The organism is Dechloromonas sp. CZR5, from assembly GCF_008711155.1.
In the GTDB taxonomy this organism is placed as follows: Bacteria; Pseudomonadota; Gammaproteobacteria; order Burkholderiales; family Rhodocyclaceae; genus Azonexus.
Genome location: NZ_VUYQ01000001.1, coordinates 132,300 through 155,982, shown reverse-complemented (window position 1 = coordinate 155,982; position 23,683 = coordinate 132,300). Strand labels below are relative to the sequence as shown.

Annotated in this window: 21 protein-coding genes; 10 read left to right on the top strand and 11 right to left on the bottom strand. The window is 64.5% G+C overall.

Annotated elements, in window-relative coordinates:
* Positions 1-115 precede the first annotated feature (115 nt).
* From glyQ to F1002_RS00720, 7 genes are all read left to right on the top strand, one after another.
* Positions 116-1,060 carry a glycine--tRNA ligase subunit alpha gene (glyQ, locus tag F1002_RS00750; protein ID WP_150427124.1) on the top strand — a complete coding sequence of 315 codons (945 nt, stop codon included), beginning with the start codon at positions 116-118 and terminating at the stop codon, positions 1,058-1,060.
* Positions 1,061-1,062: 2 nt separating this feature from the next.
* Positions 1,063-3,171, top strand: a complete 2,109-nt coding sequence (gene glyS, locus F1002_RS00745; protein ID WP_150427123.1) for a glycine--tRNA ligase subunit beta — start codon at positions 1,063-1,065, stop codon at positions 3,169-3,171.
* 15 nt (positions 3,172-3,186) lie between these two features.
* Positions 3,187-3,738 (top strand): D-glycero-beta-D-manno-heptose 1,7-bisphosphate 7-phosphatase, encoded by a 552-nt coding sequence (gmhB, locus tag F1002_RS00740; RefSeq protein WP_150427122.1) that lies wholly within the window; start codon positions 3,187-3,189, stop codon positions 3,736-3,738.
* Positions 3,735-4,484, top strand: a complete 750-nt coding sequence (locus tag F1002_RS00735; protein ID WP_150427121.1) for a 1-acyl-sn-glycerol-3-phosphate acyltransferase — start codon at positions 3,735-3,737, stop codon at positions 4,482-4,484. Before gmhB ends, F1002_RS00735 begins: the two co-directional genes overlap by 4 nt.
* Positions 4,465-5,181, top strand: a complete 717-nt coding sequence (locus F1002_RS00730; RefSeq protein ID WP_150427120.1) for a M48 family metallopeptidase — start codon at positions 4,465-4,467, stop codon at positions 5,179-5,181. Before F1002_RS00735 ends, F1002_RS00730 begins: the two co-directional genes overlap by 20 nt.
* 10 nt (positions 5,182-5,191) lie before the next feature.
* Positions 5,192-5,575, top strand: a complete 384-nt coding sequence (gloA, locus tag F1002_RS00725; protein WP_150427119.1) for a lactoylglutathione lyase — start codon at positions 5,192-5,194, stop codon at positions 5,573-5,575.
* Positions 5,576-5,646: 71 nt separating this feature from the next.
* Positions 5,647-6,273 carry a hypothetical protein gene (locus tag F1002_RS00720; RefSeq protein ID WP_150427118.1) on the top strand — a complete coding sequence of 209 codons (627 nt, stop codon included), beginning with the start codon at positions 5,647-5,649 and terminating at the stop codon, positions 6,271-6,273.
* Here F1002_RS00720 and F1002_RS00715 read toward each other — a convergent pair.
* Positions 6,270-7,403, bottom strand: coding sequence for a glycosyltransferase family 1 protein (locus tag F1002_RS00715; RefSeq protein ID WP_150427117.1), 1,134 nt, complete (start codon positions 7,401-7,403; stop codon positions 6,270-6,272). The two genes, F1002_RS00720 and F1002_RS00715, sit on opposite strands and share 4 nt — an antisense overlap.
* A 119-nt stretch (positions 7,404-7,522) precedes the next feature.
* On the opposite strand from F1002_RS00715, the gene F1002_RS00710 reads away from it, so the two are divergent.
* Positions 7,523-8,839, top strand: coding sequence for a carbohydrate porin (locus tag F1002_RS00710; protein ID WP_150427116.1), 1,317 nt, complete (start codon positions 7,523-7,525; stop codon positions 8,837-8,839).
* A 41-nt stretch (positions 8,840-8,880) separates the two neighbouring features.
* On the opposite strand, the gene F1002_RS00705 is transcribed toward F1002_RS00710, so the two are convergent.
* The 8 genes from F1002_RS00705 to F1002_RS00670 all read right to left on the bottom strand — a co-directional run bounded on the left by F1002_RS00705 (position 8,881) and on the right by F1002_RS00670 (position 18,961).
* Positions 8,881-10,059, bottom strand: a complete 1,179-nt coding sequence (locus tag F1002_RS00705; RefSeq protein ID WP_150427115.1) for a glycosyltransferase — start codon at positions 10,057-10,059, stop codon at positions 8,881-8,883.
* Between the two features lies 1 nt (position 10,060).
* Positions 10,061-10,870, bottom strand: a complete 810-nt coding sequence (locus F1002_RS00700; RefSeq protein WP_223879406.1) for a UDP-2,3-diacylglucosamine diphosphatase — start codon at positions 10,868-10,870, stop codon at positions 10,061-10,063.
* Between the two features lie 98 nt (positions 10,871-10,968).
* Positions 10,969-11,394 (bottom strand): hypothetical protein, encoded by a 426-nt coding sequence (locus F1002_RS00695; RefSeq protein WP_223879405.1) that lies wholly within the window; start codon positions 11,392-11,394, stop codon positions 10,969-10,971.
* A gap of 432 nt (positions 11,395-11,826) precedes the next feature.
* Complete coding sequence (locus tag F1002_RS00690) at positions 11,827-15,030, bottom strand: CusA/CzcA family heavy metal efflux RND transporter (RefSeq protein WP_150427114.1); 3,204 nt, start codon at positions 15,028-15,030, stop codon at positions 11,827-11,829.
* A gap of 16 nt (positions 15,031-15,046) precedes the next feature.
* A complete protein-coding gene (locus F1002_RS00685) occupies positions 15,047-16,645 on the bottom strand; it encodes an efflux RND transporter periplasmic adaptor subunit (protein WP_150427906.1) in 1,599 nt (532 codons plus the stop codon).
* A gap of 15 nt (positions 16,646-16,660) precedes the next feature.
* A complete protein-coding gene (locus F1002_RS00680; RefSeq protein ID WP_150427113.1) occupies positions 16,661-17,980 on the bottom strand; it encodes a TolC family protein in 1,320 nt (439 codons plus the stop codon).
* 125 nt (positions 17,981-18,105) lie between these two features.
* Entirely contained in the window at positions 18,106-18,450 is a 345-nt protein-coding gene (gene czcI, locus F1002_RS00675) for a cation efflux protein, CzcI family (protein ID WP_150427112.1), read from the bottom strand.
* Between the two features lie 133 nt (positions 18,451-18,583).
* On the bottom strand, positions 18,584-18,961 hold the full coding sequence (locus tag F1002_RS00670; protein WP_150427111.1) for a hypothetical protein: 378 nt from the start codon (positions 18,959-18,961) through the stop codon (positions 18,584-18,586).
* 146 nt (positions 18,962-19,107) lie between these two features.
* Between F1002_RS00670 and F1002_RS00665 the strand changes: the two genes are divergently transcribed.
* Positions 19,108-19,791: a heavy metal response regulator transcription factor gene (locus F1002_RS00665; RefSeq protein ID WP_150427110.1), complete on the top strand. Its 684-nt coding sequence runs from the start codon at positions 19,108-19,110 to the stop codon at positions 19,789-19,791.
* Entirely contained in the window at positions 19,788-21,116 is a 1,329-nt protein-coding gene (locus tag F1002_RS00660; protein ID WP_150427109.1) for a heavy metal sensor histidine kinase, read from the top strand. The genes F1002_RS00665 and F1002_RS00660 overlap by 4 nt, the downstream gene beginning before the upstream one ends.
* A 31-nt stretch (positions 21,117-21,147) precedes the next feature.
* Here F1002_RS00660 and F1002_RS00655 read toward each other — a convergent pair whose 3' ends face one another.
* Both F1002_RS00655 and F1002_RS00650 read right to left on the bottom strand, forming a co-directional pair.
* On the bottom strand, positions 21,148-21,981 hold the full coding sequence (locus F1002_RS00655) for a phosphatase PAP2 family protein (RefSeq protein WP_150427108.1): 834 nt from the start codon (positions 21,979-21,981) through the stop codon (positions 21,148-21,150).
* Positions 21,978-23,612 (bottom strand): glycosyltransferase family 39 protein, encoded by a 1,635-nt coding sequence (locus tag F1002_RS00650; RefSeq protein ID WP_223879404.1) that lies wholly within the window; start codon positions 23,610-23,612, stop codon positions 21,978-21,980. The genes F1002_RS00655 and F1002_RS00650 overlap by 4 nt, the downstream gene beginning before the upstream one ends.
* Positions 23,613-23,683: the final 71 nt, after the last annotated feature.

Genomic DNA, 23,683 nt, shown 5'->3' with positions numbered 1-23,683 from the left:
AACGTCGTTAATTATTGAACGTCGTTCACTATTTTGCAAGCGCGGGCGAAGCCCTGAACATAGCCGGGAAAAGCAAGTAAAATCGAGGGTTTCGAATCAAGACCGAGTGCGTCCCATGACCACCAGCAAGAAACCCACGTTCCAAGAGATCATCCTGCGTCTCCAGCAATACTGGGGCGACAAGGGCTGCGCCCTGCTCCAGCCGTACGACATGGAAGTCGGCGCCGGCACCAGCCACACCGCGACCTTCCTGCGCGCCATCGGCCCGGAACCCTGGAAGGCTGCCTACGTGCAGCCCTCGCGCCGCCCCAAGGATGGCCGCTACGGCGAGAACCCGAACCGCATGCAGCACTACTACCAGTACCAGGTCGTGCTCAAGCCGGCGCCGGACAACATCCTCGAGCTCTACCTCGGTTCGCTGGAGGCTCTCGGTTTCGACCTGAAGAAGAACGACGTGCGTTTCGTCGAGGACGACTGGGAAAACCCGACGCTGGGCGCCTGGGGCCTGGGCTGGGAAGTCTGGATGAACGGCATGGAAGTCACCCAATTCACCTACTTCCAGCAGGTCGGCGGCATCGACTGCAAGCCGATCACCGGCGAAATCACCTACGGCATCGAACGCCTCGCCATGTACCTGCAGGGTGTCGAGAACGTGTACGACCTCGTGTGGACCGACGGCCTGACCTACGGTGATGTCTATCACCAGAACGAAGTCGAGCAATCGACCTACAACTTCGAGCACTCCGACGTGGATTTCCTGTTCCACGCCTTCGGCGCGCACGAAAAGCAGGCCCAGCACCTGATGGGCGCCCAGCTGGCGCTGCCCGCCTACGAACAGGTGCTCAAGGCCGCCCACACCTTCAACCTGCTCGACGCCCGCGGCGCCATCTCGGTGACCGAGCGCGCTGCCTACATCGGCCGCATCCGCAATCTGGCCCGTGCCGTGGCGCAAGCCTACCTCGACTCCCGCGCCCGCCTCGGCTTCCCGATGGCGCCGAAGGAATGGGCCGCCGAAGTGCTGGCCAAGCTCGAAGAACAGAACGCCAAGAAAGCAGCCTGATCATGACCGCCAAGAACCTCCTCGTCGAACTGTTCGTTGAAGAACTGCCGCCCAAGGCGCTGAAAAAGCTGGGCGAAGCCTTTTCCGCCGCGCTGGCCAACTCCCTTGCCGCCTCCCGCCTGTTGCTGGGCGACAGCACCGTCACCCCTTACGCTTCGCCGCGCCGCCTCGCCGCGCATATCACCAACGTCGAAGCGGTCGCCCCGAATGCGCAGGTCAAGCAAAAGCTCATGCCGGTCGCCGTCGGCCTTGACGCCAACGGCAACGCGACGCCAGCACTGCTCAAGAAACTGGGTGCCCTCGGCGCCGACGCTTCCGCCGTCGCCAGCCTGCGCCGTGAAAACGACGGCAAGGCCGAGGTGCTTTGGTACGACAGCGAAGCCAAAGGCGCCACATTGGCCGAAGGCCTGCAGAAGGCCGTCGAGGCCGCACTGGCCGCGCTGCCCATCCCCAAGGTCATGACCTACCAGCTGGCCGATGGCTGGAGCACCGTCAATTTCGTGCGCCCGGCGCATGCGCTCGTTACGCTGCACGGTACCGACGTGGTGCCGGTGTCCGTACTTGGCATGGACTCCGGTCGCGCCACCAAGGGACACCGTTTTGAAGCGGCCGTCGATCCGGTCGTGATCGCCGATGCCGACAGCTACGCCGCCACCCTGCTCAAGGATGGTTCGGTCATTGCCTCCTTCGCCGAGCGCCGCGCCGAGATCGTGCACCAGCTCGAAGCCGCAGCAGCCAAGGCCGGCGGCAAGCCGATCGAGGACGAGGCGCTGCTCGATGAAGTCACCGCGCTGGTCGAGCGCCCGAACGTGCTGATCGGCCAGTTCGAAGCCGAATTCCTGGCCGTGCCGCAGGAATGCCTGATCCTGACCATGAAGGCGAACCAGAAGTACTTCCCGCTGCTCGACGCCGCCGGCAAGCTGACCAACAAGTTCCTCGTCGTCAGCAACATCAGCCCGGACGACGCTTCCGCCGTGATCGGCGGCAACGAGCGCGTCGTCCGTCCGCGCCTGGCCGACGCCAAGTTCTTTTTCGACCAGGACCGCAAGAAGTCGCTGGAATCCCGCGTCGCCGGCCTGGCCAAGGTCGTCTATCACAACAAGCTGGGCACCCAGGGCGAGCGCATGCAGCGCGTCGCCGCGATTGCCCGCGCCATTGCCGAGCACCTCGGCGGCGGCGCGCTGACGCAGCAGGCCGAACAGGCCGCCGTGCTGTCCAAGGCCGACCTGCTGACCGACATGGTCGGCGAATTCCCCGAACTGCAGGGCATCATGGGCCGCTACTACGCCCAGCACGACGGCCTGAACGCCGACGTGGCCGATGCCATCGAGGACCACTACAAGCCGCGCTTCGCCGGCGACAGCCTGCCGCGCGGCCGCGTCGGCACCGTCGTCGCTCTGGCCGACAAGCTGGAAACCCTGGTCGGCATGTTCGGCATTGGCCAGATCCCGACCGGCGATAGGGACCCGTTTGCGCTGCGCCGCCATGCGCTGGGCGTCATCCGCATGCTGGCGGAAGGCGATCTCGACCTGCCGCTGCATCAACTGCTGGACGCCACCTTCGCCCGTTTCAACGGGATCGAGGGCTTCCAGCTCAACATCAACGCCCTGGCCGACTTCATCTACGACCGTCTGGCCGGCAACCTGCGCGACCAGGGCTACACCGCCCAGGAAGTCGATGCTGTCCTGTCGCAGCGCCCACAGCGTCTGGGCGACATCCCCAAGCGCCTGGCCGCCGTTCGCGCCTTCTCGACGCTGCCGGAAGCCGCTGCGCTGGCCGCCGCCAACAAGCGGGTCGGCAACATCCTGAAGAAGCTCGATCTGTGGCCGCAAGCGGTCGTCGACAACGCCCTGCTCCAGGAAGCAGCCGAAGTCACCCTGCATGACGCGCTGGTCGAGGTCGTGCCGCAGGCCGATGCCGCCTTCGTCACCGGCGACTACACCGAATCGCTGACCGCGCTCGCCGCGCTGCGCAGCCCGGTCGACGCCTTCTTCGACGGGGTGATGGTCAATGCCGACGATCCGGCCCTGCGTGCCAACCGCCTCGGCCTACTCGCCAAGCTGCATGCGGCGATGAACCAGATCGCCGACTTGTCGAAGCTGTCCGCCTAACCCGGGGAGGTCGCCATGCCCACCAAGCTCGTCATTCTCGACCGCGACGGCGTGATCAATTTCGATTCCGCCCAGTTCATCAAGAGCCCGGAAGAATGGAAGCCCATCCCGGGCAGCCTGGAAGCCATCGCCAGGCTGAAGCAGAACGGCTACCGCGTGGTTGTCGCGACCAACCAGTCCGGCGTCGGGCGCGGCCTGTTCGACATGGATACCCTGAACAGCATCCACAAAAAGATGCACAAGGCGGTGGTCGCCGTCGGCGGCCAGATCGATGCCATCTTCTACTGCCCGCATGCGGCGGACTCGAAGTGCGAATGCCGCAAACCCAAGCCGGGCATGTTCAAACGCATTTCGGAAACGCTCAATATCGACCTGACCGGGGTTCCGGCCATCGGCGACTCGCTGCGCGACCTGCAGGCCTGCGTCGCGCTCGGCTGCCAGCCCATGCTGGTGATGTCGGGCAAGGGCGAGAAGACCAAGGCCGACGGCGGCCTGCCGGATGGCACGCTGGAATTCGCCGACCTCGCCGCGGCGGTCGATCACATCCTTGCCAAGGCCAAGAAATGAACGCCATCCGCTCGACCCTGTTCATGGCCTACGCCATCGTCTGGTCGGTGCTGACCGCTCCCCTGGTGGTCATCGCCGGACCGCTTCTGCGCGGCATCTGGGCCTATCGCTTTGGCAAGCTGTGGCGCCTCGGCACCCAGTTCGGCGTCGAGAACATCCTCGGCATCCGCCCGAAAGTCATCGGCCGCGAAAACATGCCGGCCGAGCCCTGCGTCATCCTCTCCAAGCACCAGTCCGCGTGGGAGACAATGACCTTGCAGGATTGCGTGCCGGCCGGCGCCTACTGTGTCTTCGTGCTGAAGAAGGAACTGCTCAAGGTGCCGTTCGTCGGCTGGGGCCTGGCCGCCATGAAGATGATCTCGATCGACCGTGCCGCCGGCAAGGATGCGCTCGATCAGGTTGTCAGCCAGGGCCGCGAGCGTCTCAAGCAGGGCTTCTACGTCATTCTCTTCCCCGAAGGCACGCGCGTGGCGCCAGGCCAGAAGAAGCGCTACAAGCCGGGCGGCGCCTATCTGGCCACCCGTGTCGGCTGCAAGGTCGTGCCCATCGCCCACGATGCCGGCGAGTTGTGGCCGCGCCAGGCTTTCCTGAAGAAGCCGGGCACCGTCACCATCAGTATCGGCCCTGCCTTCGACGCCACCGGCATGACCGAGGCGGAGGTCAATGAAAAGGCCGAAGCCTGGATCGAAGGCGAAATGCACCGCATCTCCCCGCATCGCTACCCGGATGCCGCCAGCCGCACCTGAAACTGCGCGCAGCGTTGTCATCGGCGACCAGACGGTCGCCTACCAACTGCGGCGCAGCGCACGGCGAACCATCGGCCTGTCCATCGACCACCGTGGCCTGCGTGTCGGCGCCCCGCCGCGCGCCCGGCTCGGCGATATCGAAAGCCTGATCCGCCAACATGGCCAGTGGGTGCTCGACAAGCTGGCCGCCTGGCGCGAACGCACACCGCCCGAAGCGCCGCCGATTGCCGACGGCACCACCATGCCGCTTCTCGGCGAGCCATGGCGCATCGTCCTCACCCCGATCGGCCGCGCCCGCTGGCAATTCGGCCCCACCACCATCTACCTGCATCCCGGCGCCAATCTGCCGCCCGCGCAGCTGCTGGAAAAGGCGCTGCGCGACAAGGCACGAACCATCTTTACCGAGCGGCTTGCCGTGCATGCGCCCCGGCTGGGCGTGCCGGTGCCGCCGCTGCGCCTGTCGTCGGCCCGTACGCGCTGGGGCAGCTGCAGCCACCATGGCGGCATTTCGCTCAACTGGCGCCTGATCCACATGCCGCTACCGGTCGTCGATTACGTCGTCTGCCACGAGCTCGCCCACCTCAAGGAAATGAACCACAGCCCGCGTTTCTGGTCTGTCGTCGAACAACTCTGCCCGGACTGGCGCGCCCTGCGCCTTGCCCTGCGCCAGCAAGCCCTGATCATCCCCCGTCTGTAAAGGAACCCGTATGCGCATCCTCCACACCATGATTCGCGTCGGCGATCTCGACAAGTCGATCGCCTTCTACACCGAAATCCTCGGCATGCAGCTGCTGCGCCGCAGCGACTATCCCGAAGGCCGCTTCACGCTGGCCTTCGTCGGCTATGGCAGCGAGGACAAGGAAGCCGTCCTTGAACTGACCCACAACTGGGATACGCCGCACTACGAACTGGGCAATGGCTACGGCCACATCGCCCTGGCCGTCCCCGATGCGGCGGGCGCCTGCGCCGAAATCAAGGCGCGCGGCGGCAAGGTCGTGCGCGAAGCGGGGCCGATGAAGCACGGCAGCACGGTCATTGCGTTCGTCGAAGACCCGGACGGTTACAAGATCGAACTGATCCAGCGCGCGTAATCGCCCCGGGCAATCCACATCAAGGCGGTATTTCCGGCGGTGCAGAACAATGCCGGCCAAAGGAGACCGCCATGAACCTGCCCGACTATATCGCCCGCCTCCCCGTCATCACCCTGTACGACCCGCTCGCGGAAGTACTCGGGGCCGCGGAGGATGGCTTGATCGACTACAGCTTTGCCGATGCCGTCAAGCTGGCCGGCCACGCCTGTCCGACGGTAGCCGGTGCCTGGCTGGCCGTGGCCTGCGGGCTGGAGGCCCTGTACGGCGACGCGACACCGGTTCGCGGCGACATTGCCGTGGCCTTGCCCGAAGCCGTCGACGAAGGCGTTGCCGGGGTCATCGCCAGCGTTGCGACGCTGCTCACGGGCGCCGCCGCTGCCGGCGGCTTCAAGGGACTCGGCGGCCAATACGGTCGGCGCAACCTGCTTTCCTTCGGACTCCGGGAGGTCTCCGGCATCCGCCTCACCCGGCGCGACACCGGTGCCGCGGTGGATAGCGTGGCACGCCTGCACAAGGTGGCTGGTGACCCGCGCCTGGGCGAACTGCTGCCGAACGTCATCCTCGGCACCGCCAGTGCGGAGGAAAGCCATCTCTTCCGCACGCTCTGGCAGGACCGGGTCGAACGCATCCTGACCGCCGACCGGAACGAGATCGTCGAGATTTCCCGGATAAACGGCGCGGGTCGCGACGGAAACTAGAGCATGGCTTCGCGCACCACCGCCTCGAAGCGTTCGACAACGGACGACCAGCGATGCGCGCGCATCGACTCCCGGGCGGCAGCACCCATGCGCGACCACTCCCCTGCGGCCACAGCCATCTCGCCGGCAATGCGGATGTAGGCTTCGCCATCGCCGGGAGGCGCCAGCCGCCCATTGTCGCCATCGACAATCAGTTCGGCGGCCGCGGCGCTGCGATAGGCGAGAACCGGCAAGCCGCTGGCCATCGCCTCGGGCACGACATTGCCGTAGGTTTCGGTCAGGCTGGGGAACAGGAAGAGATCGGCGCTGGCGTAATGGGCGGCCAGATCGGTTCCGGTACGCATGCCGGCGAAATGATGGTCCGGATGATCGATCGCGAGCTGCCGAGCCGAGGGACCATCGCCAACCCACACCATCATGGCCCGTGCGTGCCGCTGGCGGATGGCCGCGAACGCCTGCTCGACCAGCTTCAAGTTCTTTTCCGGCGCCAGCCGGCCGACGTAGAGGCAAACCGGCATATCGGGGGCGGCACCCCAGCTGGCGCGCAAGACCATATCACGCCGCTGCGGGTCGAAGAGCTGGGTATCGACGCCGCGGCCGACAACCCGCACGCCGTTCAAACCTTCGCCGGCCAGATCGGCAGCCAGCGCCGCCGTCGGCACCATCGTCGCCAATGTGCGCCGATGCAGGCTGCGCAAATAAGCGGCAACGGCCGGCCGCATCCAGCCCAGTCCGTAGTGCACGCTGTAGCGGTCGAAATTGGTATGAAAGCCGGAAGTCACCGGAATACCGATGCGGCGCGCCACGTTGACGGCCGACCAGCCGAGCGGCCCCTCGGTGACCACATGCACCAGATCCGGCCGGCGCTTTTTCCATTCGCGATGCAAACGCCTACCGGCCGGCAATCCGAAACGCAGGCCGGCATAGCCCGGCAGGGGAAGGCCCGGCAAGGCCAGTTCCTCTTCGCTGCCGGCGTCAATCTGACCTTGCCGGGGACGGATCACGCGCACGCGGTGCCCGCGTTCGCGCAGGCCGCCGACCAGCCGGCCGACCGTCATTGCGACGCCGTTGATTTCAGGGGGAAAAGTTTCGGTGACAAAGGCGATATCGAGCAGATTCGAAGTGTGCATGATGGCTCCCGGTTGGCAGGGAGCGTAGCCAGCCATCGCGACATCCCGATGACAGAATTCGTCACCCGGCTGTCACGTTCCCCCCCTATAATCCGCCGTTTGCCATTTGTCGCCCTGCCATGCGCCTCCATCCCGCCCTCGTGCTCACCCTGAGCATCGCAACGACCGTTCAAGCCGCCGAAGAAGTCCACGAAGACTGGCAGCTCAAGGGCCAGGCCACGTATATCGGGCAGAAACTGAAGAACTTCCGCTCCACCTACGGCGACAAGAACAGTCTGAACGGCGATGGCGACAGCAGTTACACCTTCACGTCCACCGCCTATCTCGGCGCCCGACTGTGGAAAGGTGCCGAGGCCTACCTCAACGTCGAGGCCGGCCAGGGTGACCCGATGTCCGGTCTGGTCGGCCTGGGCGGCTTTTCCAACGGTGAGGCGACGCGCGTCTCCGGCAACAGCATCAAGGCCTACCGCCAGCGCCTGTTCCTGCGCCAGACCTGGGGCCTGGGCGATGAAACCGAATACCAGGAATCCGAATTCAACCAAATGGCGGGGCGCGTCGCGAAGGATCGCTTCGTGCTCACGGTCGGCAATTTCTCGGCCCTCGACATCTTCGACGACAACGCCTACGCCAAGGACCCGCGCACCCAGTTCATGAACTGGAGCAACATGGCGCACACCGCCTACGACTATGCCGCCGACGCGCGCGGCTTCGGCTGGGGTTTTGCCGCTGAGTGGTACCAGGGCGACTGGGTGCTGCGCTTCGGGCGCATGACCGGCCCCAAGTTGCCGAACGGTACCGAGGTCGATTTCCGCATCCTGCGCCACTACGGCGACCAGATCGAAATCGAACACGCCCACAAGATCGCCGAGCGGCCAGGCAAGGTCCGCCTGCTCGCCTTCCGCAACCGCGCCAAGCTCGCCGCCTACACCGAGGCAAGCGACTGGCTTGCCGCCAACTCCGGCGTCGACGTGCAGGCCATCAACCATGTGCGCAACGGCGAACGTATCAAATACGGCTTCGGCATCAACCTCGAGCAGGAAGTCGCCGACGATCTCGGCTGGTTCCTGCGCGCCATGCATGCCGACGGACGCACCGAAACCTATGCCTTCACCGAGGCCGACGGCTCCTTCTCGACCGGCCTGTCGCTCAAGGGCGGGCGCTGGAACCGGCCCGACGATACCGTCGGCATCGCCTGGATGCGCAACACCATTTCCAGCGAACGCCGCGACTATCTCGCCCAGGGCGGCCTCTCCTTCTTCATCGGCGACGGCAAGCTGGCTTACGGCCCCGAACATATCTTTGAAACCTACTACAGCTGGAAGGCCCTGGCCGGCCTGTGGCTGACCGCCAACTACCAGCACATCGGGAATCCGGCCTACAACGCCGACCGCGGCCCGGCCAACATCTATTCAGTGCGCCTGCACGCCGAGTTCTGAGCGACCCGCCGCGTCGGCCATCGAGCGGGCCAGACGCGATCTCAGGCAGTGACCGTCTGCGGCGATGCCGCGCCCGGCTTCCCGGCGACCTGCCGGTACAGCTGGGCAAGGCGCCAGGCCATCGCCGCATCGCTCCATTCCTGCGCGTAGATCGGCGCTTCGTCGCCGAGATGGCGCCAGGCCGCAGGGTGATCGATGAAATGGCCCAGCATTTCACCAAATGCCTCGCTGTCGCAAGGCGGTGAAAAGGCGCCGCGTCCCGGCGCCAGGATATCCGTCGTCCCCATCTCCGAGAGCGCGATGACCGGCAGACCTGCTGCCATGGCTTCGAGCAGGACCAGGCCCTGTGTTTCGGTGCGCGACGCAAAGACGAACACGTCGGCGGCCGCATAGCAGTCGGGCAGCCCCTGGCGGCGGTCGAGATAGCCGACGAAGCGCACCGATCCGGTCAAATCCAGGGTCGCCGCCTGTTTCTGCAGATCGCCCATCGCCGGTCCCTCGCCGGCGATCATCAGCAACAGGTCCGGGCGCAGCTTCCGCGCATGCACCATGGCTTCGAGCAGGAAGCCGATATTCTTTTCATGCGCCACCCGGCCGACGAACAAGGCCAGCGGACGGTCTTCGGGTATCCCGTGGCGACGGCGGAAATCCAGGCCGTTGCCGCCGGCGAACTGGGCCAGCGGAATGCCGGTGGGCAGCACGTGGAGCGGCGAAGTCACACCATAGGATTCGAGACGCTCGCGCATGGCCGTCGACGGCACGACCACCGCGTCAAGCGCGTTGCACTGCCGGCGCGATACGCGGCGCGCCAGGCCGCGCAACCAGTCGGCCGGCAGGAAAGGGGCATAGTGCTGCAGATACTCCTCGAACAGCGTGTGATAGGTTGCCACGACCGGCAAACCGAGCGCCCCGCCGGCCTTCAGCCCGGCATAATGCGCGACGAACGGCGTCTGGACATGGATCAGGTCGCAATCCGCCGCTTCGGCCAGGACGGCGCGGTGCATGGCACGCCAGCCGACCAGGCGGTCCTCCGGATCGCCGGGAACCGGACGCCCGGCAACCCGGACAATCCCCTGCTCCTCGGCTTCGTCGCCGTAGCGGGGTACGACCAGCTTCACGCCGACGCCCTGCGCCAGCAGCGAGCGCCGGAAGGTCTCGATCGAGGTCGAGACGCCATTGACGCGCGGGAAATAGACATCGGAAACCATCAGCACACGCATGTCACGCCTCCTGTGTTTCTTCGATCCGGGCCGCCAGCGGAACATCGACCGGCGCGACCGGCAGGGCCGGTGCAGCCGGCTCCCCCCAGCGCACCAGTTCCAGGCGGCCATCGGGATGCTCGACGATGGCCGTGCAGGAATCGACCCAGTCGCCACAATTCACATAGGTCAGGCCGCCGATGTCGCGGATCGTGGCCCAGTGGATATGGCCGCAGATCACGCCGTCCAGCCCCCGTTCCCGGGCGTGGTGGATGGCCGATTCCTCGAAATCGAAAATGAAATTGAGCGCCGTCTTCACCTTGCGCTTGGCGTAGCCGGCCAGCGACCAGTAGCCGGGAATACCCAGCTTGCGGCGCCCCCACGACAGCCAGTGATTGGTACGCACCAGCAGGTCGTAGGCCTTGTCGCCCAGGATGGCCACCCAACGGTGATGACACGTCACCTGATCGAACTGGTCGCCGTGGATGAGCAGGAAGCGACGGCCGTCGACCGTCTCATGGACGATTTCGTCGACCACCTCGACATCGCCGAAGACGATGCCGCAATACTCGCGCAGCGCCTCGTCGTGGTTGCCGGGAATGAACACCACCCGCTCGCCATGCCGCGCCCGGCGCAGCAGCTTCTGGACCACCGTGTTCTGCGCCTGCGACCAGCAGATGCTGCGACTCATCGCCCAGAAGTCGATGATGTCGCCGATCAGGTAAGTCCGTTCGGCGGGATGCTCGCGGAGGAACTCGAGAAGACGCTCCGCCTGGCACGCCCGCGTGCCGAGGTGGATGTCGGAAAGAAAGACGGATCTGACCTTGGGCATCGCACCAAGATACGACCCGCCCGTGACCGGTTGGTTACGGGCGGGTTACGGTTTGATGGCAGCCCCCCGGAACGGAAAGGCGTTTGCCCGGCCGCGACCTAATTCAGCACGAACCGGACTTCGTGGCTGGACTTTCCACCCAGCCTGACCAGGGCGACAGCCTTGGTGCCGGCCTGGATAGTGAACGCGCCCGAGGCTCGCAACAGGTTACCGCCCGCAGGCAGCAGCTTGGCCTCGGTCCTGCCCGAGGCGGACAACAGCGTGATGGTCGCCGAGGCATTCCGGGTATCGACAGGCTGCTCGTGATCGGTCACGTAGAGCGTGAGCGAATCGGGCCTCGCCACCAGCTCGTAGTTGATGTCCTTGACGACCGAAACGACGCCCCCCTGCCGGGGCTTCGCATCATGCGCGTGGGCCTGGGCCGGTTTCTCGGCATGGGCATGGCCTTTGTGGTCTTCCGCGGCGGATGCGGGATTGATGAGGAAAGCAAGAAGCAAGGCGGAGAGGACGGTGGAATGTTTCATGTGGACTCCATGTCGGTTGATCTATCGGCTAACGGAAATCGGCTTCTTCGTCATGCACGGATAGGCTGCCGACCTTCGTGCAACCTTCCGCCTGACGTCCCCGGCGCCTGCTTCCGCAAGACAAACGCGGGGAAGATCGAGACGGCACGCACTCATGCGTTCCGCCCCGGATCATTGGGGTTTCGCTTCAACTTCCGCTTCCCCCATTGGAGGCGCCGCCGAAGCTTCTTCGAATACTTGGGCGCCTTGCCGCGGCGGTCTTCCCACCAGCAAACCCATCCGAAAAGCACCAGGAAGGTCAGTATCAGCGCCAGGGTCAGCATGAGGAACCGGAGCTCAAGGTGGCTGTGGAACAGGGACTCGATACGCATGGCTGGCATAAACCCCAAGACGGTTGCACCTTGCTGCAATACGGACAAAACCGGGCCCCGCTCATGAATGGGAGGAGACACCCGGCCCGGCCGGTTTCTCCGTCGGAGGCAAGAGCGTTGCCGCATCGGCATCCTTGCGGTGCGCAAGGCGATACAGCAACGGCAACACGAGCAGCGTCAGTGCCGTCGACGACAGGATGCCGCCAATCACCACAGTGGCCAGCGGGCGCTGGACTTCCGCCCCCGTACCGGTGGCGATCGCCATCGGCACGAAGCCGAGCGAGGCGACCAATGCTGTCATCAGCACGGGACGCAGTCGCGTCAGCGCTCCTTCGTGGATCGCTTCATCCAGGGAGCGCCCTTCTTCACGCAAATTGCGGATGAAGGAAATCATCACCAGGCCGTTCAGCACGGCCACGCCCGACAGGGCGATAAAACCGATGCCGGCCGAGATCGAGAGCGGAATATCCCTCAACCAGAGCGCTACAACGCCGCCCGTCAGCGCGAAGGGAATGCCGGTAAATACCAGCAGCCCGTCCTTCGCGTTCCCGAACATCACGAACAGCAGCGTGAACACCAGCAGCAAGGCCACGGGCACCACGATGGTGAGACGTTTCGAGGCCGATTCCAGCTGCTCGAAAGTCCCTCCCCAGGCCGTCCAGTAGCCGCTCGGAATCTTGACCTCGGCCAGACGGACCTGCGCTTCGCCGACGAAGGAGCCGATATCGCGTCCCCGCACGTTCGCGCTCACCACGACACGCCGCTTGCCGTTTTCCCGGCTGACCTGATTCGGCCCCGGCGCAATGTCGAGACTGGCGACTTCACTCAGGGGAATATAGGCCGTGCGCGCCTCTCCCCCGTTTCCAGCGACGCCCCCCTTCGGCAGGGCAATCGGCAGACGTTTCAAGGATTCGAGATCGGAGCGCAGCGTATCCGGCAAACGCACGACGATATCGAAGCGCCGGTCGCCCTCGAACATGGTTCCGGCTTCGCGACCGCCAATCGCCGTCGAGATCGTCTCCTGGACGTCGCCGACATTGAGTCCGTAACGCGCCGTTTTCTCCCGGTCGATATTCACGGTCAGCATGGGCAGGCCCGTCGTCTGCTCGACCTTGACCTCGGAAGCGCCCGGGATCTTTTCCAGCACGGCCGAAATCCTGCCGGCCGTATCGTTCATGACATCCATGTCGTCGCCGAATATCTTGATGGCGACATCGCTGCGCACTCCGGAGATCAGCTCGTTGAAGCGCAACTGGATCGGCTGGGAAAACTCGTAGGAATTGCCCGGCAGCTTGCCGACGGTCTTCTGGATGGCGGCCAGCAGTTCGTCCCGGGACTTGCGCGGTTCGGGCCATTCCGCCTCGGGCTTCAGCATGATGTAGCCATCCGAAATGTTGGGCGGCATCGGATCGGAGGCGATTTCGGCCGTACCGGTTCGCGCAAAAATCCGCTCGATTTCCGGGTACTCGGCCTTGAGGCGATTCTCCAGAACCTGCTGCATGGCCACCGACTGCGACAGGCTCGTGCCGGGAATACGCAGCGCCTGAATCGCGAAATCGCCCTCGTTCAGGCTCGGGACGAATTCGCTCCCCAAGCGGGTAGCGAGCAAGCCGGAAAGCAGGACCATGACCGTCGTGAACACCAGCACCACCGGCTTGTTGGCCATGACGTAGGCCAGCGTCGGCTCATACCAGCGCTTGGCGGCCCGCATCAGGACATTTTCCTTTTCGTTCACCCGGGTGCCGATGAACAGTGCGACGGCGGCGGGAATGAAGGTGACGGAGAGGATCATGGCGCCGACGAGCGCGGTGACCACGGTGAAAGCCATGGGGTGGAACATTTTTCCTTCGACGCCGGTGAGCGCGAAGATCGGCAGATAGACGATCATGATGATCAGCTGACCGAAGAGCAGCGCCCGGCGAGCCTCTTTCGACGCGGCAAAGACTTCGTGGAAGCGCTCGCTCCGGGTCAACGGCCGTCCATGGTTCGCCTGGGCATGGGCCAAGCGGCGAACACAGTTCTCGACGATGACGACCGCGCCATCGATGATGATCCCGAAGTCGAGTGCGCCGAGGCTCATCAGGTTGGCGCTGATCTGGTAGCTCACCATCCCCGAAAAGGTGAACAGCATGGAGAGCGGGATCACCATGGCGGTGATCACCGCGGCGCGGATATTGCCGAGGAACAGGAACAGAATGACGATGACCAGAACCGCCCCCTCCAGGAGGTTCTTCTTGACGGTATTGATCGCCTTGTCCACCAGGACGGTGCGGTCGTAGACGGTCACCGCCTTGACCCCTTCCGGCAGGTTGCGGTTGATGTCGGCCATCTTCTTGTCGACCGCCCGGGAGACGGTGCGACTGTTCTCGCCGATCAACATGAACACGGTGCCAAGGACGACTTCGCGCCCGTTGTCGGTGGCGGCGCCGGTGCGCAGCTCGCGACCGATACCGACCTCGGCCACATCGCGGATACGGATCGGCACGCCCTGGACGTTGCCGAGGATCACATTGCGAATATCCTCCATGCTGCGGACCTGGCCCGGCGCGCGGATCAGATACTGCTCGCCGCGCTTTTCGATGTAGCCGGCGCCGACGTTGCTGTTGTTGCGGTCAATGGCGAGCACCACGTCCTGCAGCGTCATCCCGTAGGAAGCCAGCTTTTCCGGGCTGGGCGCCACCTGATACTCCTTGGCGAAGCCGCCGATCGAGTTGATTTCGGTGACGCCCGTCACGTTGCGCAGTTGCGGCTTGATGATCCAGTCCTGGATTTCGCGAAGATCCGTCGGCGTATAGGCGGTGCCATCCGGTTTCCTGGCGCCCTCCTCCGCTTCCACCGTCCAGAGATAGATCTCGCCCAGCCCCGTCGAGATGGGCCCCATGGCCGGCGCGATGCCCTCGGGGAGTTTTTCCTTGGCTTCCTGGATCCGCTGATTGACCAGCTGGCGGGCAAAATAGATGTCCGTTCCATCCTTGAAAATCACCGTGACCTGCGACAGGCCGTAACGCGACAGCGAACGGGTCTGCTCCAGATGCGGCAGCCCGGCCATCACGGTCTCGACCGGAAAGGTCACCCGCTGCTCGACTTCCAGCGGCGAATAGCCGGGTGCAGCCGTATTGATCTGCACCTGGACGTTGGTGATGTCGGGCACGGCGTCGATCGGCAGGCGCTGGTAGTTGTAGATGCCCAGGCCGGCCATGCCGAGCACGGCCAGCAAAACCAGCCAGCGATGCTCGATGGCGAGGCGAATGATGCGTTCAAACATGTTGTTCTCTCCCGCCTCAGTGACTGTGCTCGGCGCTGCCCTTGCCGAGTTCCGACTTCAGGACGAAGCTGCCCGACGCGGCATAAGGGGTTCCCGCCTTCAAGCCGCTCAGCACTTCGATGCGCTTGCCGTCGGAGCGCCCCAGGCGCACCGGTTGCGCGACGAAGCCGTCGGAGACCCTGATGAAGACGACGCTCTTGTCGCCTATCGTCTGGATGGCTTCGGCAAGAACGCTGACGGGCACCTCGGCCTCGCCGGAAACCACATCGACCGTGACGAACAGCCCGGGACGCCAGGCCATATTGGGGTTGGCCAAGGTAACCCGCGCCCTGGCCGTACGCGTATCCTGTCCGAGCAATGCCCCGACGTAGGAAATGCTGCCTTCGGCCCGGGAGTCGAAGGCCGTCGCCTTGACGACCACCTTTTCACCCACCCGAACGATGTTCAGATCCTTGGCCGGGACAATGATCTCGGCCCAGACGGAAGACAGGTCGGAAATGGTGAAAATGCTGGCGTCTTCCTTCACCGCCTCACCCAGTGCGATGTGTTTCTCGACGACCATGCCGTCAAAGGGAGCACGGATTTCGTAGCGGTTGAGGCGCCCGGAACCCGTGGCGCCAGCCCCCAGCGCCACCAACTTTTGCTGGCTGTTGGCAACGGCGATTTCGGCTTCCCTCAGGGCCTGCCGGGCTTGCAAATAGTCTTGCTCGGCGGAGATTTTTTCCTCCCAGAGTTTCTTTTCGCGCTCATAGGTCGATTGGGCGAGCGACAAACGCTTCTGGGCCGCCAGCTGTTCGCTGCGCTGCTCGGAAAGCGCGATGCTCGCGATCACCGCCAGTACCTGGCCGCGCTTGACCGGCTGCCCGAGATTGGCGGGAACGCTCTCGACGACGCCGGCCACACGGGGAACGACGTGCGCGGTACGGTCTTCGTTGAAGCGGATCTCACCGGGCAACTGAGCGGCGACCTTGATTTTGGCGGGCGTCGCTTTCTCGATACCGATGGCGGCCGCCTTGATTTGTTCGTCCGTCAGCTCGATTTTTCCCTCTTCCCGGATATCGATGAACAGGAACGGGGTGTTCCCCAGCAGGACCGAGAGGGATGCTTCGAACACATGCGGCTCGGCGATCGGGCCCGTGCTCTTCAGGTAGTCTTTCTCGGCCACGAAGAGGATGTCCTGCTTCTCGCCGCCCGGTCGCGTCAATACCATCGAGACTTTTGCCGCGCTTGGCGCAAGCGGCTTTCCTTGCTGGAACAACCAGACGCGGAAACCCGGCTCGCCCCCTTCCTCGGAGAGCAGCAATTCCAGACCGAAGCCGTCCTCGGAAAAAAGCCTGCCGCCATGCGGCCCGGATTTGGGCGCGCTTTCGTGGTGTTCGGTATCTCCATGCTCCTTGGCATGGTCATGCCCATCGCCTGCCTGGCTGCCATGGTGCTCGGCATCGGCATGCCCCTTGGCCTCGGCGTGGCTGGCGTGCTCATGCTGCTCGCCGCTCGGCGCCGATGTCCCGCCCCAGAGAATCCAGCCCCCCAGGACAATCCCCGCCGCCACGATTACCGCAATGGCAAGCCCTTGTTTCCGCGGAAGACGGAAGGTGTTCTTGTTGAAATTCATTTTCACGAGGTGCTCCTACGGACGGCCGGATGCGGCAGATGCGGTTGAATCGACGGAGCCCAGGACACGCTCCAGTTCGGCAGCAGTCCGATGCGCGTCGGACAAGCTTCTCAGGTACTGCGCCCTGACCTGGAAAAAGGTGCGCTGGGCGTCCAGTACCTCCAGGAAACTGAATTTCCCCAGCTCGAATCCCTTGCTGGCCGCCTCATAGGCGCTGCGGGCGCCCGGCACGATCTCGGCTTGCAGGGTTTCCGCCTCGACGATCAGCGCCTTCAGGCGTTCTTCGTTCTGCGTCACGTTCGCCCCCAAGCGAACCTCGGTGGCGCCCAGCTCGTCCCGCGCCTTGTCGGCCCGGCGCTGGGCTTCAAGCACGTTGCCCTGGTTGCGATCGAAGATCGGGAAGGGGATCGAAATACCGACAATGGTCTGGCTGCGCCCGAGCTCTTCGGACGTTTTCGACCCCAGGCTGACGGTCAGGTCAGGCACCCGGCGCGTGCGCTCCAGGTCGGCGAGCGCGGCAAAACGTTCAGCCTCATGGCGCGCGCGAAGAAGCGACGGGGAAGCACTCAGGCGGCTGGCGATCTCTTCGCTGGAAAGAAGCGGCGGCAGGCTGTCGGTACGGCCTTCGACCTGTCCGAAGCGAGGCGTCGAACTCCCCCAGCTGGCCGCCAGGCGTTTGCGGGCAGCGGCCAGCTCTCGTTGCGCCTGGTTCAACTCCACCCGCGCCGAGGCTTCCGCGACACGGGCTTTGGTTTCCTCGACGGGCGATATCTTGCCGGCGCTCACCCGCCGCGAAGCCGCCAGCGTGACGCGCCGGGCAAGGCCGAGCAAGTCGTCGGCCTGCTGGATGCGTTCCTGGGCAACCAGAACATCGAAGAAAGCTCCCGTCACGCTCGCCCGCACGTCCAGGCGCTTGGCGGCCAGATCGGCGGTAGCCACATCGCGGCCCCGCTCGGCAGAGGCAATACGGGCCGAGCGTTTGCCCCCGAGTTCGATCCGTTGGCTGAGCTGGATCGTCGTCGTCCGGGAGGCCTTGTTCTGGGTATCTTCGACGGACGTCGATATTTCCGGATTGGGCAGGATGCCCGCCTGGATCACGCTCCCTTCGAAGGCGCGCAATTCGTTGGCCGCGGCGGACAGTTCCGGATTGAATGTCAGGGCAAGATCAATCGCCGCCGACAAGGTCAGGGACGGGCTGGCCTCCAGGGCCAACACGGGGGAAGGCACTGACGGCGATGAATCGACCGTCTGCGCCTCGAGCGGTGCGCCGGCAAAGACCGCGAGTCCGAACAGGGTTCGGCACAGCAGCCTGGCAGCGAGTTTTTTTGAATACATCCGATTCTCCGGTGATGAAGGACACGTTGGGAAATCGGCGGGGCACCATCCGGCAAGCGGCATGGCACGGGGGCGCGGCGTCGGCCGCAGCACTCAAGACTGGGAAAATGCCCAAGCCCCGCCGGTCAGGCGGAGCGGCTCCAATTGGGACGTTCGGGCTGGTCGCCGGGCAGAGAGGCCAGGAGGCCGCTGGTTCGGCAGTAATCGGTCACGGAGCGGACCTCGGGCAAGGCACTGCCGAAAGAGACCAAGGCGGCGACACTCGCGGCATGGCAGAACGGACAATCGCTTTCCGCATCGGCGGGCGTCGCGTCGGCACGCTGTTCGCCGTTATCCGCCGCATGTTTGTGCTCATGGTGCCCCAGGTGGTGAGGCGCCCCTGCTTCGTGCTGGCAATAACTCGCTGCCACCACCCAGGACATCTGGAGCGGCAAGAGGATCAACAGGAAAACGGATAGCCAACGACGCATGGAATCAAGGGAATCGAAAGATGCTCAAGCTACGGACCGGCTGACGATTGCGCGTGGAAAGACAGGGTGCGGGCGACCGGGGTTTCCCCCGGCCGATGTCTGCTACGCAACATGACTTTCCCCTGACGGCCGGTTAACCCGGGGGGTACATGGCCTCGCGCTGCTTCCGTTCTTCCGGCGTCATGTTCAGAGAGGGCGCGGGCGTATCGTGCGGAAGCTTGTCGACGTGTTGCCATTTCCCGTCGCGGTAGGCATATTCGTGCTGGGCGAGTACCCAGCCCTGATCGCCGCCTACGTAACGATAGAGGCCATCCGCGCTGACGGGATTGCGGCGGAAGTTATCGAACTCCTGTTGCACCTGCTGGGCACTTTTGCTGCCTGGCTTGTGTTCCGGGTAGATATTGGTCGCGCCGCCCGGGGCGGCGTGAATGACGGACTCGGCCAAAACCTGGCCCGACAGAAGCAATCCGGCACAGAGAGCCGGGAGGGCAAGCACTTGTTTGACGTTCATGATAAAACTCCTTCACTGATCATGCGGTTCATCGGCTTATGCGACATGCCGGACAACGAAACGGCATGGATGAACTATAAAAAACGGGCACTGACAGAACGCCAACAGGAAGTTTACAAAATTGACATCTTTCAATTCGGGACGATATGAAGCTATTGGTTGTCGAGGATGAACAAAAACTGGCCCAGTACCTGCAGAAGGGGCTGGGCACCGCCGGCTTTGTCGTCGACCTGGCCCACGACGGCGTCACCGGACTCCACATGAGTCTGGAGTTCGATTACGCAGCCATCATCCTCGACTCCATGCTGCCGGGCATGGACGGACTCTCCCTGCTGGCAGCCTTGCGGACCAAGAAGCAAACACCGGTCTTGATGCTCACCGCGCTGGGCAAGGTGGAAGACCGGGTCAACGGCTTGCAGACCGGCGCCGACGATTACCTGGTCAAGCCCTTCGCCTTTTCCGAACTGATCGCGCGGATTCAGGGACTGCTGCGCCGCTCGGCGCCGCCCCAACAGGAAACCCCGTCGAACCGCCTGAGCCTGCACGACCTTGAAATGGACCTGGCGCGCCGCAAGGTTTCCCGGAACGGCCAGCGCATCGACCTGAGCGCCAAGGAGTTCCTGCTGCTGTCGCTGTTTCTGAGAAAGCAGGGCGAAGTCCTGTCCAGGACCGAAATCGCCGAGCAGGTCTGGGACATGAATTTCGACAGCAATACCAATGTGGTCGAGGTCGCGATCAAACGGCTGCGCGCCAAGATGGATACTCCGTTCGACCTCCAGCTGCTGCACACCGTACGCGGCATGGGCTATGTCCTCGAAAAGCGCGAATGAAACTCGGCCGTCAGAACAATCCGACACTCAGCGCCCGCCTTATACGCTGGCTCGCCTCCCTGAGCCTGGGGGTCCTCGGCTGTTTGTGCCTCGGGGTGTTTTTCTCGGTCAAAGCCAATCTCGAAACACAGCAGGATCTGCGCCTCGAAAAGTTCAGTACGGCCATCCGGCACCTGTTTGAAGAAACACCGGCGCACCTGCGGCCGGGAACGCTGGAACACGACCTGGAAGATCTCTTGAAGATCAACCGGGACTTGCACCTCAAGTTACTCAAGCAATCCGGGGAAGCCCGTTTCGTGTCGACGCCGGGGTCGTGGCCGGCCCAGGCCCGTTTTTACTCGTTCGAGCTTCCCGAGCTGGCGCGCCAACCCGACTTCACCGTTGCCGAACTGGCGCTCGACACGGCGCCCGACGAAGCGATCCTGGACCGCCTGGCCGCCATCCTCTGGGCGGCCGCGTTGATCGGCAGTGCGGCGATCACCGTGGGCGGTTACCTGATCGTATATCTGGGACTCTCACCGATTCGCACATTGGCCGAACAAACGCGCAGCCTGGCCATTCTCTCCCTCGACAAGCGCCTGGAAACGAAGGGAATTCCCGCCGAGTTGCAGGTTCTTGTCGATCAGTTCAACGATTTGCTGAACCGACTCGAAAAAGCCTACCGACAGCTCGAAGGCTTCAATGCCGACGTCGCCCACGAATTGAGAACCCCCTTGGCGAACATCATCGCCAGCAGCGAGCTGGCCTTGCGCGGCAACGACACGCAGGAAAACCTGCGCGACTGCATCGGTTCGAATCTTGAGGAAATGCACCGCCTGTCGGGCATCGTCAATGACATGCTGTTCCTGTCGCAAGCCGACCGGGGCGCCAAGGCCCGACGGACGCCCATTGCCAGCCTGGCGCAACTTTGCGCCGAAGTAGCCGACTATTACGAAGCCGTATTCATGGAAACCGACCTTCAATGGTCCATCGACGGCGATGCGGCCGGCCAGTTCGATGTGGCGCTGCTACGACGCCTGCTGTCCAACCTGCTGAACAATGCGGCCCGACACGCCTATCCCGGAAGCGCCATCGTGATCCGCATCAGGCCTGAAGCCGACGGACGAATCGAACTCTCGGTGATCAACCGCGGGGAGGCCATTCCGGCGGACAGCCTGCCCCAAATCTTCGACCGCTTCTTTCGTGTGGACACCGCGCGCAGCCAGGGCCACCAGAATCACGGACTGGGCCTCGCCATCGTGAGCGCCATCGCCCGCATGCACGGCGGTGAGGCATTCGCGCAATCGGCCCGGGGCGAAACCAGGATCGGCGTACGCCTGGCCTGAGGCCGCCCGGCGCCCCGAGCGGTCGTTGTCCTCAAGCCTGTCCGGTTTTTTGGGCCAAGCGCAATAAATCCCGATTCACGCCGCGCCACCCCTGCCGGAACAGCGGCAGCAGATAGACCGCGACGAAGCCGCCCAGCCCCCACAGGCAGGCCGTCACGCGCCAGGCCAGCGAATCCGGATAGCCCTGCCCGTCGAATGGCAAGGTCGCGACCGCAATGACGGAAAGGACGATCAGGAACCAGTGGGCACGCACCCCCAGGCCCCAGCAAAAATGGCGGCTCAGGCGCAAGCCCAGCCAGCCACCAAACAGGCCGATCATGGCGCCGGCCAGCACATCGACCGGCCAGTGGGCACCGACCGCCACGCGCGAGAAACCGGCCAGCAGCGCAATCAGGACCAGCGGTGCCGCACGCAGGCCGAACAGTGCAAGCCAGGCGACGACAAAGGAAAAGGCCGATACCGTATGCCCGGAGGGAAAGCTGTGCGCCGTCAGCTTGGCGCCGATGACGGTGATTTGCGCCGCATCGAACACGGCCGCCGGGCGAGGCAAGGAGAAGGCCACCTTGAGCCCCCGGCTGATCGCGGCAGCCACCAATGCACCGAGGAACAGCGCCCAGAACACGCGCGGATAACGCAGGCAGAAGGGCAGCACCAGGGCAAGCTGGACGCGGGCGTCGCCGAGCGTGGTCAACGACTCCCAGAAAACCGGCGGCAGATGGCTGCTGAGCGCCTGCCCGGAAAGGAAACCACCCTGCCAGGCACCGCCGAACCAGATGCCGGCCAGTGCCATCGCCATCACCAGGCAGCAGACGAGCAGAGCGGCATCGAAGCCCGGACGCCGGGCGTGCAGTGCGTCGTCCTTCACGGCCGCTCCTCGCGCTCGACGCGGGCCAGCGTCACAAAGCTCTTCTGGTACAGGTTCCGCATCTGCAAGCCGGGTGCGAGCAGGGCCTGGACTTCCGGCTGGCGGTCGGTACGGGTGAGTACCAGTTCGCCTTCGACCGGCACGCGCGTCGGCGTTGCCGCCTGCCGGTAGACGCTGAAGCTGGGCATGATGATGCGCCAGGCGACGACATTGCCGCCGGCCTCGTTGGCCACGCGGGCCGCCTCACGGATCGGCCCCTGCGTGACGCCAATGGCGCGCGGGGCGATGACGGCCGTCACCATCAGTGCCTGTACCAGGCCGGCCAGCACCACGCCCTGCCACACCGGCAGGCTGCGCCACAGCGCCAGCCCGATGGAAACGACCGCCAGCAGCGGCAGCAGCCAGCGTGCCTCGTCGGAAAAAGCCAGTACCAGGCCGTCGAGCAGGGTCTTCTCGAACGGCTTGCCGGCCTTGCCGGCGGCCAAGGCAAGGATTTCCGGCAGGGCTGCCAAAACCAGCGCGAAGAGAATCAGCGGCAGGTAAGCCAGCCAGCGCCGCTCGCTTTCCGGCCGATAGGCAGCGAGCAGGATGAAGACCGGCGTGCAGCCGTAGAGCAGGTAGTGCGGCAGTTGCGTGCCGGAAAACGAGAAGAAGACGAAGACGACGACAAACCAGATGAGCAGGAAGCGTTCGAACAGCCCGTCGCCCTGCCTGGCGCCGAGCGGCGTCCGCCGCAGCCGGTTGCCGACCTTGCCGACGATGGCCAGCAGCCACCCGAAGAAGGGCATCAGCACGAAGGGCAGTACAACCAGGTAGTAGTACCATTTGCCGCCGTGGCCTTCGAAGGTGTTCGAGTAGCGATTGACGTTGTGCTTGAGGTAGAAGCCGCGGAAGAAGGCGTCGCCCTGGTCGAGGTAGACCGCCACGTGCCAGGGCACGACGATGGCCAGGAAGACCAGCCAGCCCGGCCAGAAAAAGAGGGCGCGCAACCAGGCCCGCCAGGCGCCGGCCGAGACGAAGAACAGGCCACTGACCAGCAGCGGGAAGAAGACGGCGACCGGCCCCTTGGTCAGGAAACCGAGGCCGAGCATGGCGTAGGTGTAATAGAGCAGGCGCCGGGTCGGCCGACCGTCGCGCTCGGCGCAAAAATAGTCATAGATGCCGAACATCGACAGGGCGATGAACAGGTTGAGCAGGGCATCGGAAATGGCCGCCTTGGCAATGAAGCCGACAGCCAGCGACAGCGCCATCACCAGCGCCGCCACCTGCGCCGTCCGCCGGTCGGCATGGCGCGCGCAGAAGCGGTAGAGCGCCAGCATCCACAGCACGGCAAAGACGATGGACGGCAGGCGGAAGCCGATTTCTCTGACGCCGAGCACGCTGACCGACACGGCCTGCGCCCAGTAGATCAGGATGGGCTTGTCGTGGCGCGGCGCATCGTTCAGGGTAGGCGACACCAGATTGCCACGCGCCATCATCTCGCGCGTCGCCTCCGAAAAGGCGCCCTCATCGACGTCTGTCAGCGGCAGGCTGTAGGCATTCAGCACGAAAGCGATCAGCACGGCCAGCACAAGGCTGAGCGGCGACAGCAGGAAACGCTCGATGGCGAAGGGAAGGGAACGGGCTTGCATGGCCGGCATTATAAGGCAGCGACCCCATCGCCCCGGCGATGCTTGACGCTGGGCGGCCCGACGCCTAAATT

Bases quoted from the DNA above. Each gene is read 5' to 3' on its own strand.
- glyS (WP_150427123.1), top strand. From the start codon at position 1,063: ATGACCGCCAAGAACCTCCTCGTCGAACTGTTCGTTGAAGAACTGCCG.
- F1002_RS00735 (WP_150427121.1), top strand. From the start codon at position 3,735: ATGAACGCCATCCGCTCGACCCTGTTCATGGCCTACGCCATCGTCTGG.
- F1002_RS00665 (WP_150427110.1), top strand. From the start codon at position 19,108: ATGAAGCTATTGGTTGTCGAGGATGAACAAAAACTGGCCCAGTACCTG.
- F1002_RS00660 (WP_150427109.1), top strand. From the start codon at position 19,788: ATGAAACTCGGCCGTCAGAACAATCCGACACTCAGCGCCCGCCTTATA.
- F1002_RS00700 (WP_223879406.1), bottom strand. From the start codon at position 10,870: ATGCCCAAGGTCAGATCCGTCTTTCTTTCCGACATCCACCTCGGCACG.
- F1002_RS00705 (WP_150427115.1), bottom strand. From the start codon at position 10,059: ATGCGTGTGCTGATGGTTTCCGATGTCTATTTCCCGCGCGTCAATGGC.
- gmhB (WP_150427122.1), top strand. From the start codon at position 3,187: ATGCCCACCAAGCTCGTCATTCTCGACCGCGACGGCGTGATCAATTTC.
- czcI (WP_150427112.1), bottom strand. From the start codon at position 18,450: ATGCGTCGTTGGCTATCCGTTTTCCTGTTGATCCTCTTGCCGCTCCAG.
- F1002_RS00730 (WP_150427120.1), top strand. From the start codon at position 4,465: ATGCCGCCAGCCGCACCTGAAACTGCGCGCAGCGTTGTCATCGGCGAC.
- F1002_RS00650 (WP_223879404.1), bottom strand. From the start codon at position 23,612: ATGCAAGCCCGTTCCCTTCCCTTCGCCATCGAGCGTTTCCTGCTGTCG.
- F1002_RS00715 (WP_150427117.1), bottom strand. From the start codon at position 7,403: ATGCACACTTCGAATCTGCTCGATATCGCCTTTGTCACCGAAACTTTT.
- F1002_RS00685 (WP_150427906.1), bottom strand. From the start codon at position 16,645: ATGAATTTCAACAAGAACACCTTCCGTCTTCCGCGGAAACAAGGGCTT.
- F1002_RS00680 (WP_150427113.1), bottom strand. From the start codon at position 17,980: ATGTATTCAAAAAAACTCGCTGCCAGGCTGCTGTGCCGAACCCTGTTC.
- F1002_RS00720 (WP_150427118.1), top strand. From the start codon at position 5,647: ATGAACCTGCCCGACTATATCGCCCGCCTCCCCGTCATCACCCTGTAC.
- F1002_RS00695 (WP_223879405.1), bottom strand. From the start codon at position 11,394: ATGAAACATTCCACCGTCCTCTCCGCCTTGCTTCTTGCTTTCCTCATC.
- glyQ (WP_150427124.1), top strand. From the start codon at position 116: ATGACCACCAGCAAGAAACCCACGTTCCAAGAGATCATCCTGCGTCTC.
- F1002_RS00690 (WP_150427114.1), bottom strand. From the start codon at position 15,030: ATGTTTGAACGCATCATTCGCCTCGCCATCGAGCATCGCTGGCTGGTT.
- F1002_RS00670 (WP_150427111.1), bottom strand. From the start codon at position 18,961: ATGAACGTCAAACAAGTGCTTGCCCTCCCGGCTCTCTGTGCCGGATTG.
- F1002_RS00710 (WP_150427116.1), top strand. From the start codon at position 7,523: ATGCGCCTCCATCCCGCCCTCGTGCTCACCCTGAGCATCGCAACGACC.
- gloA (WP_150427119.1), top strand. From the start codon at position 5,192: ATGCGCATCCTCCACACCATGATTCGCGTCGGCGATCTCGACAAGTCG.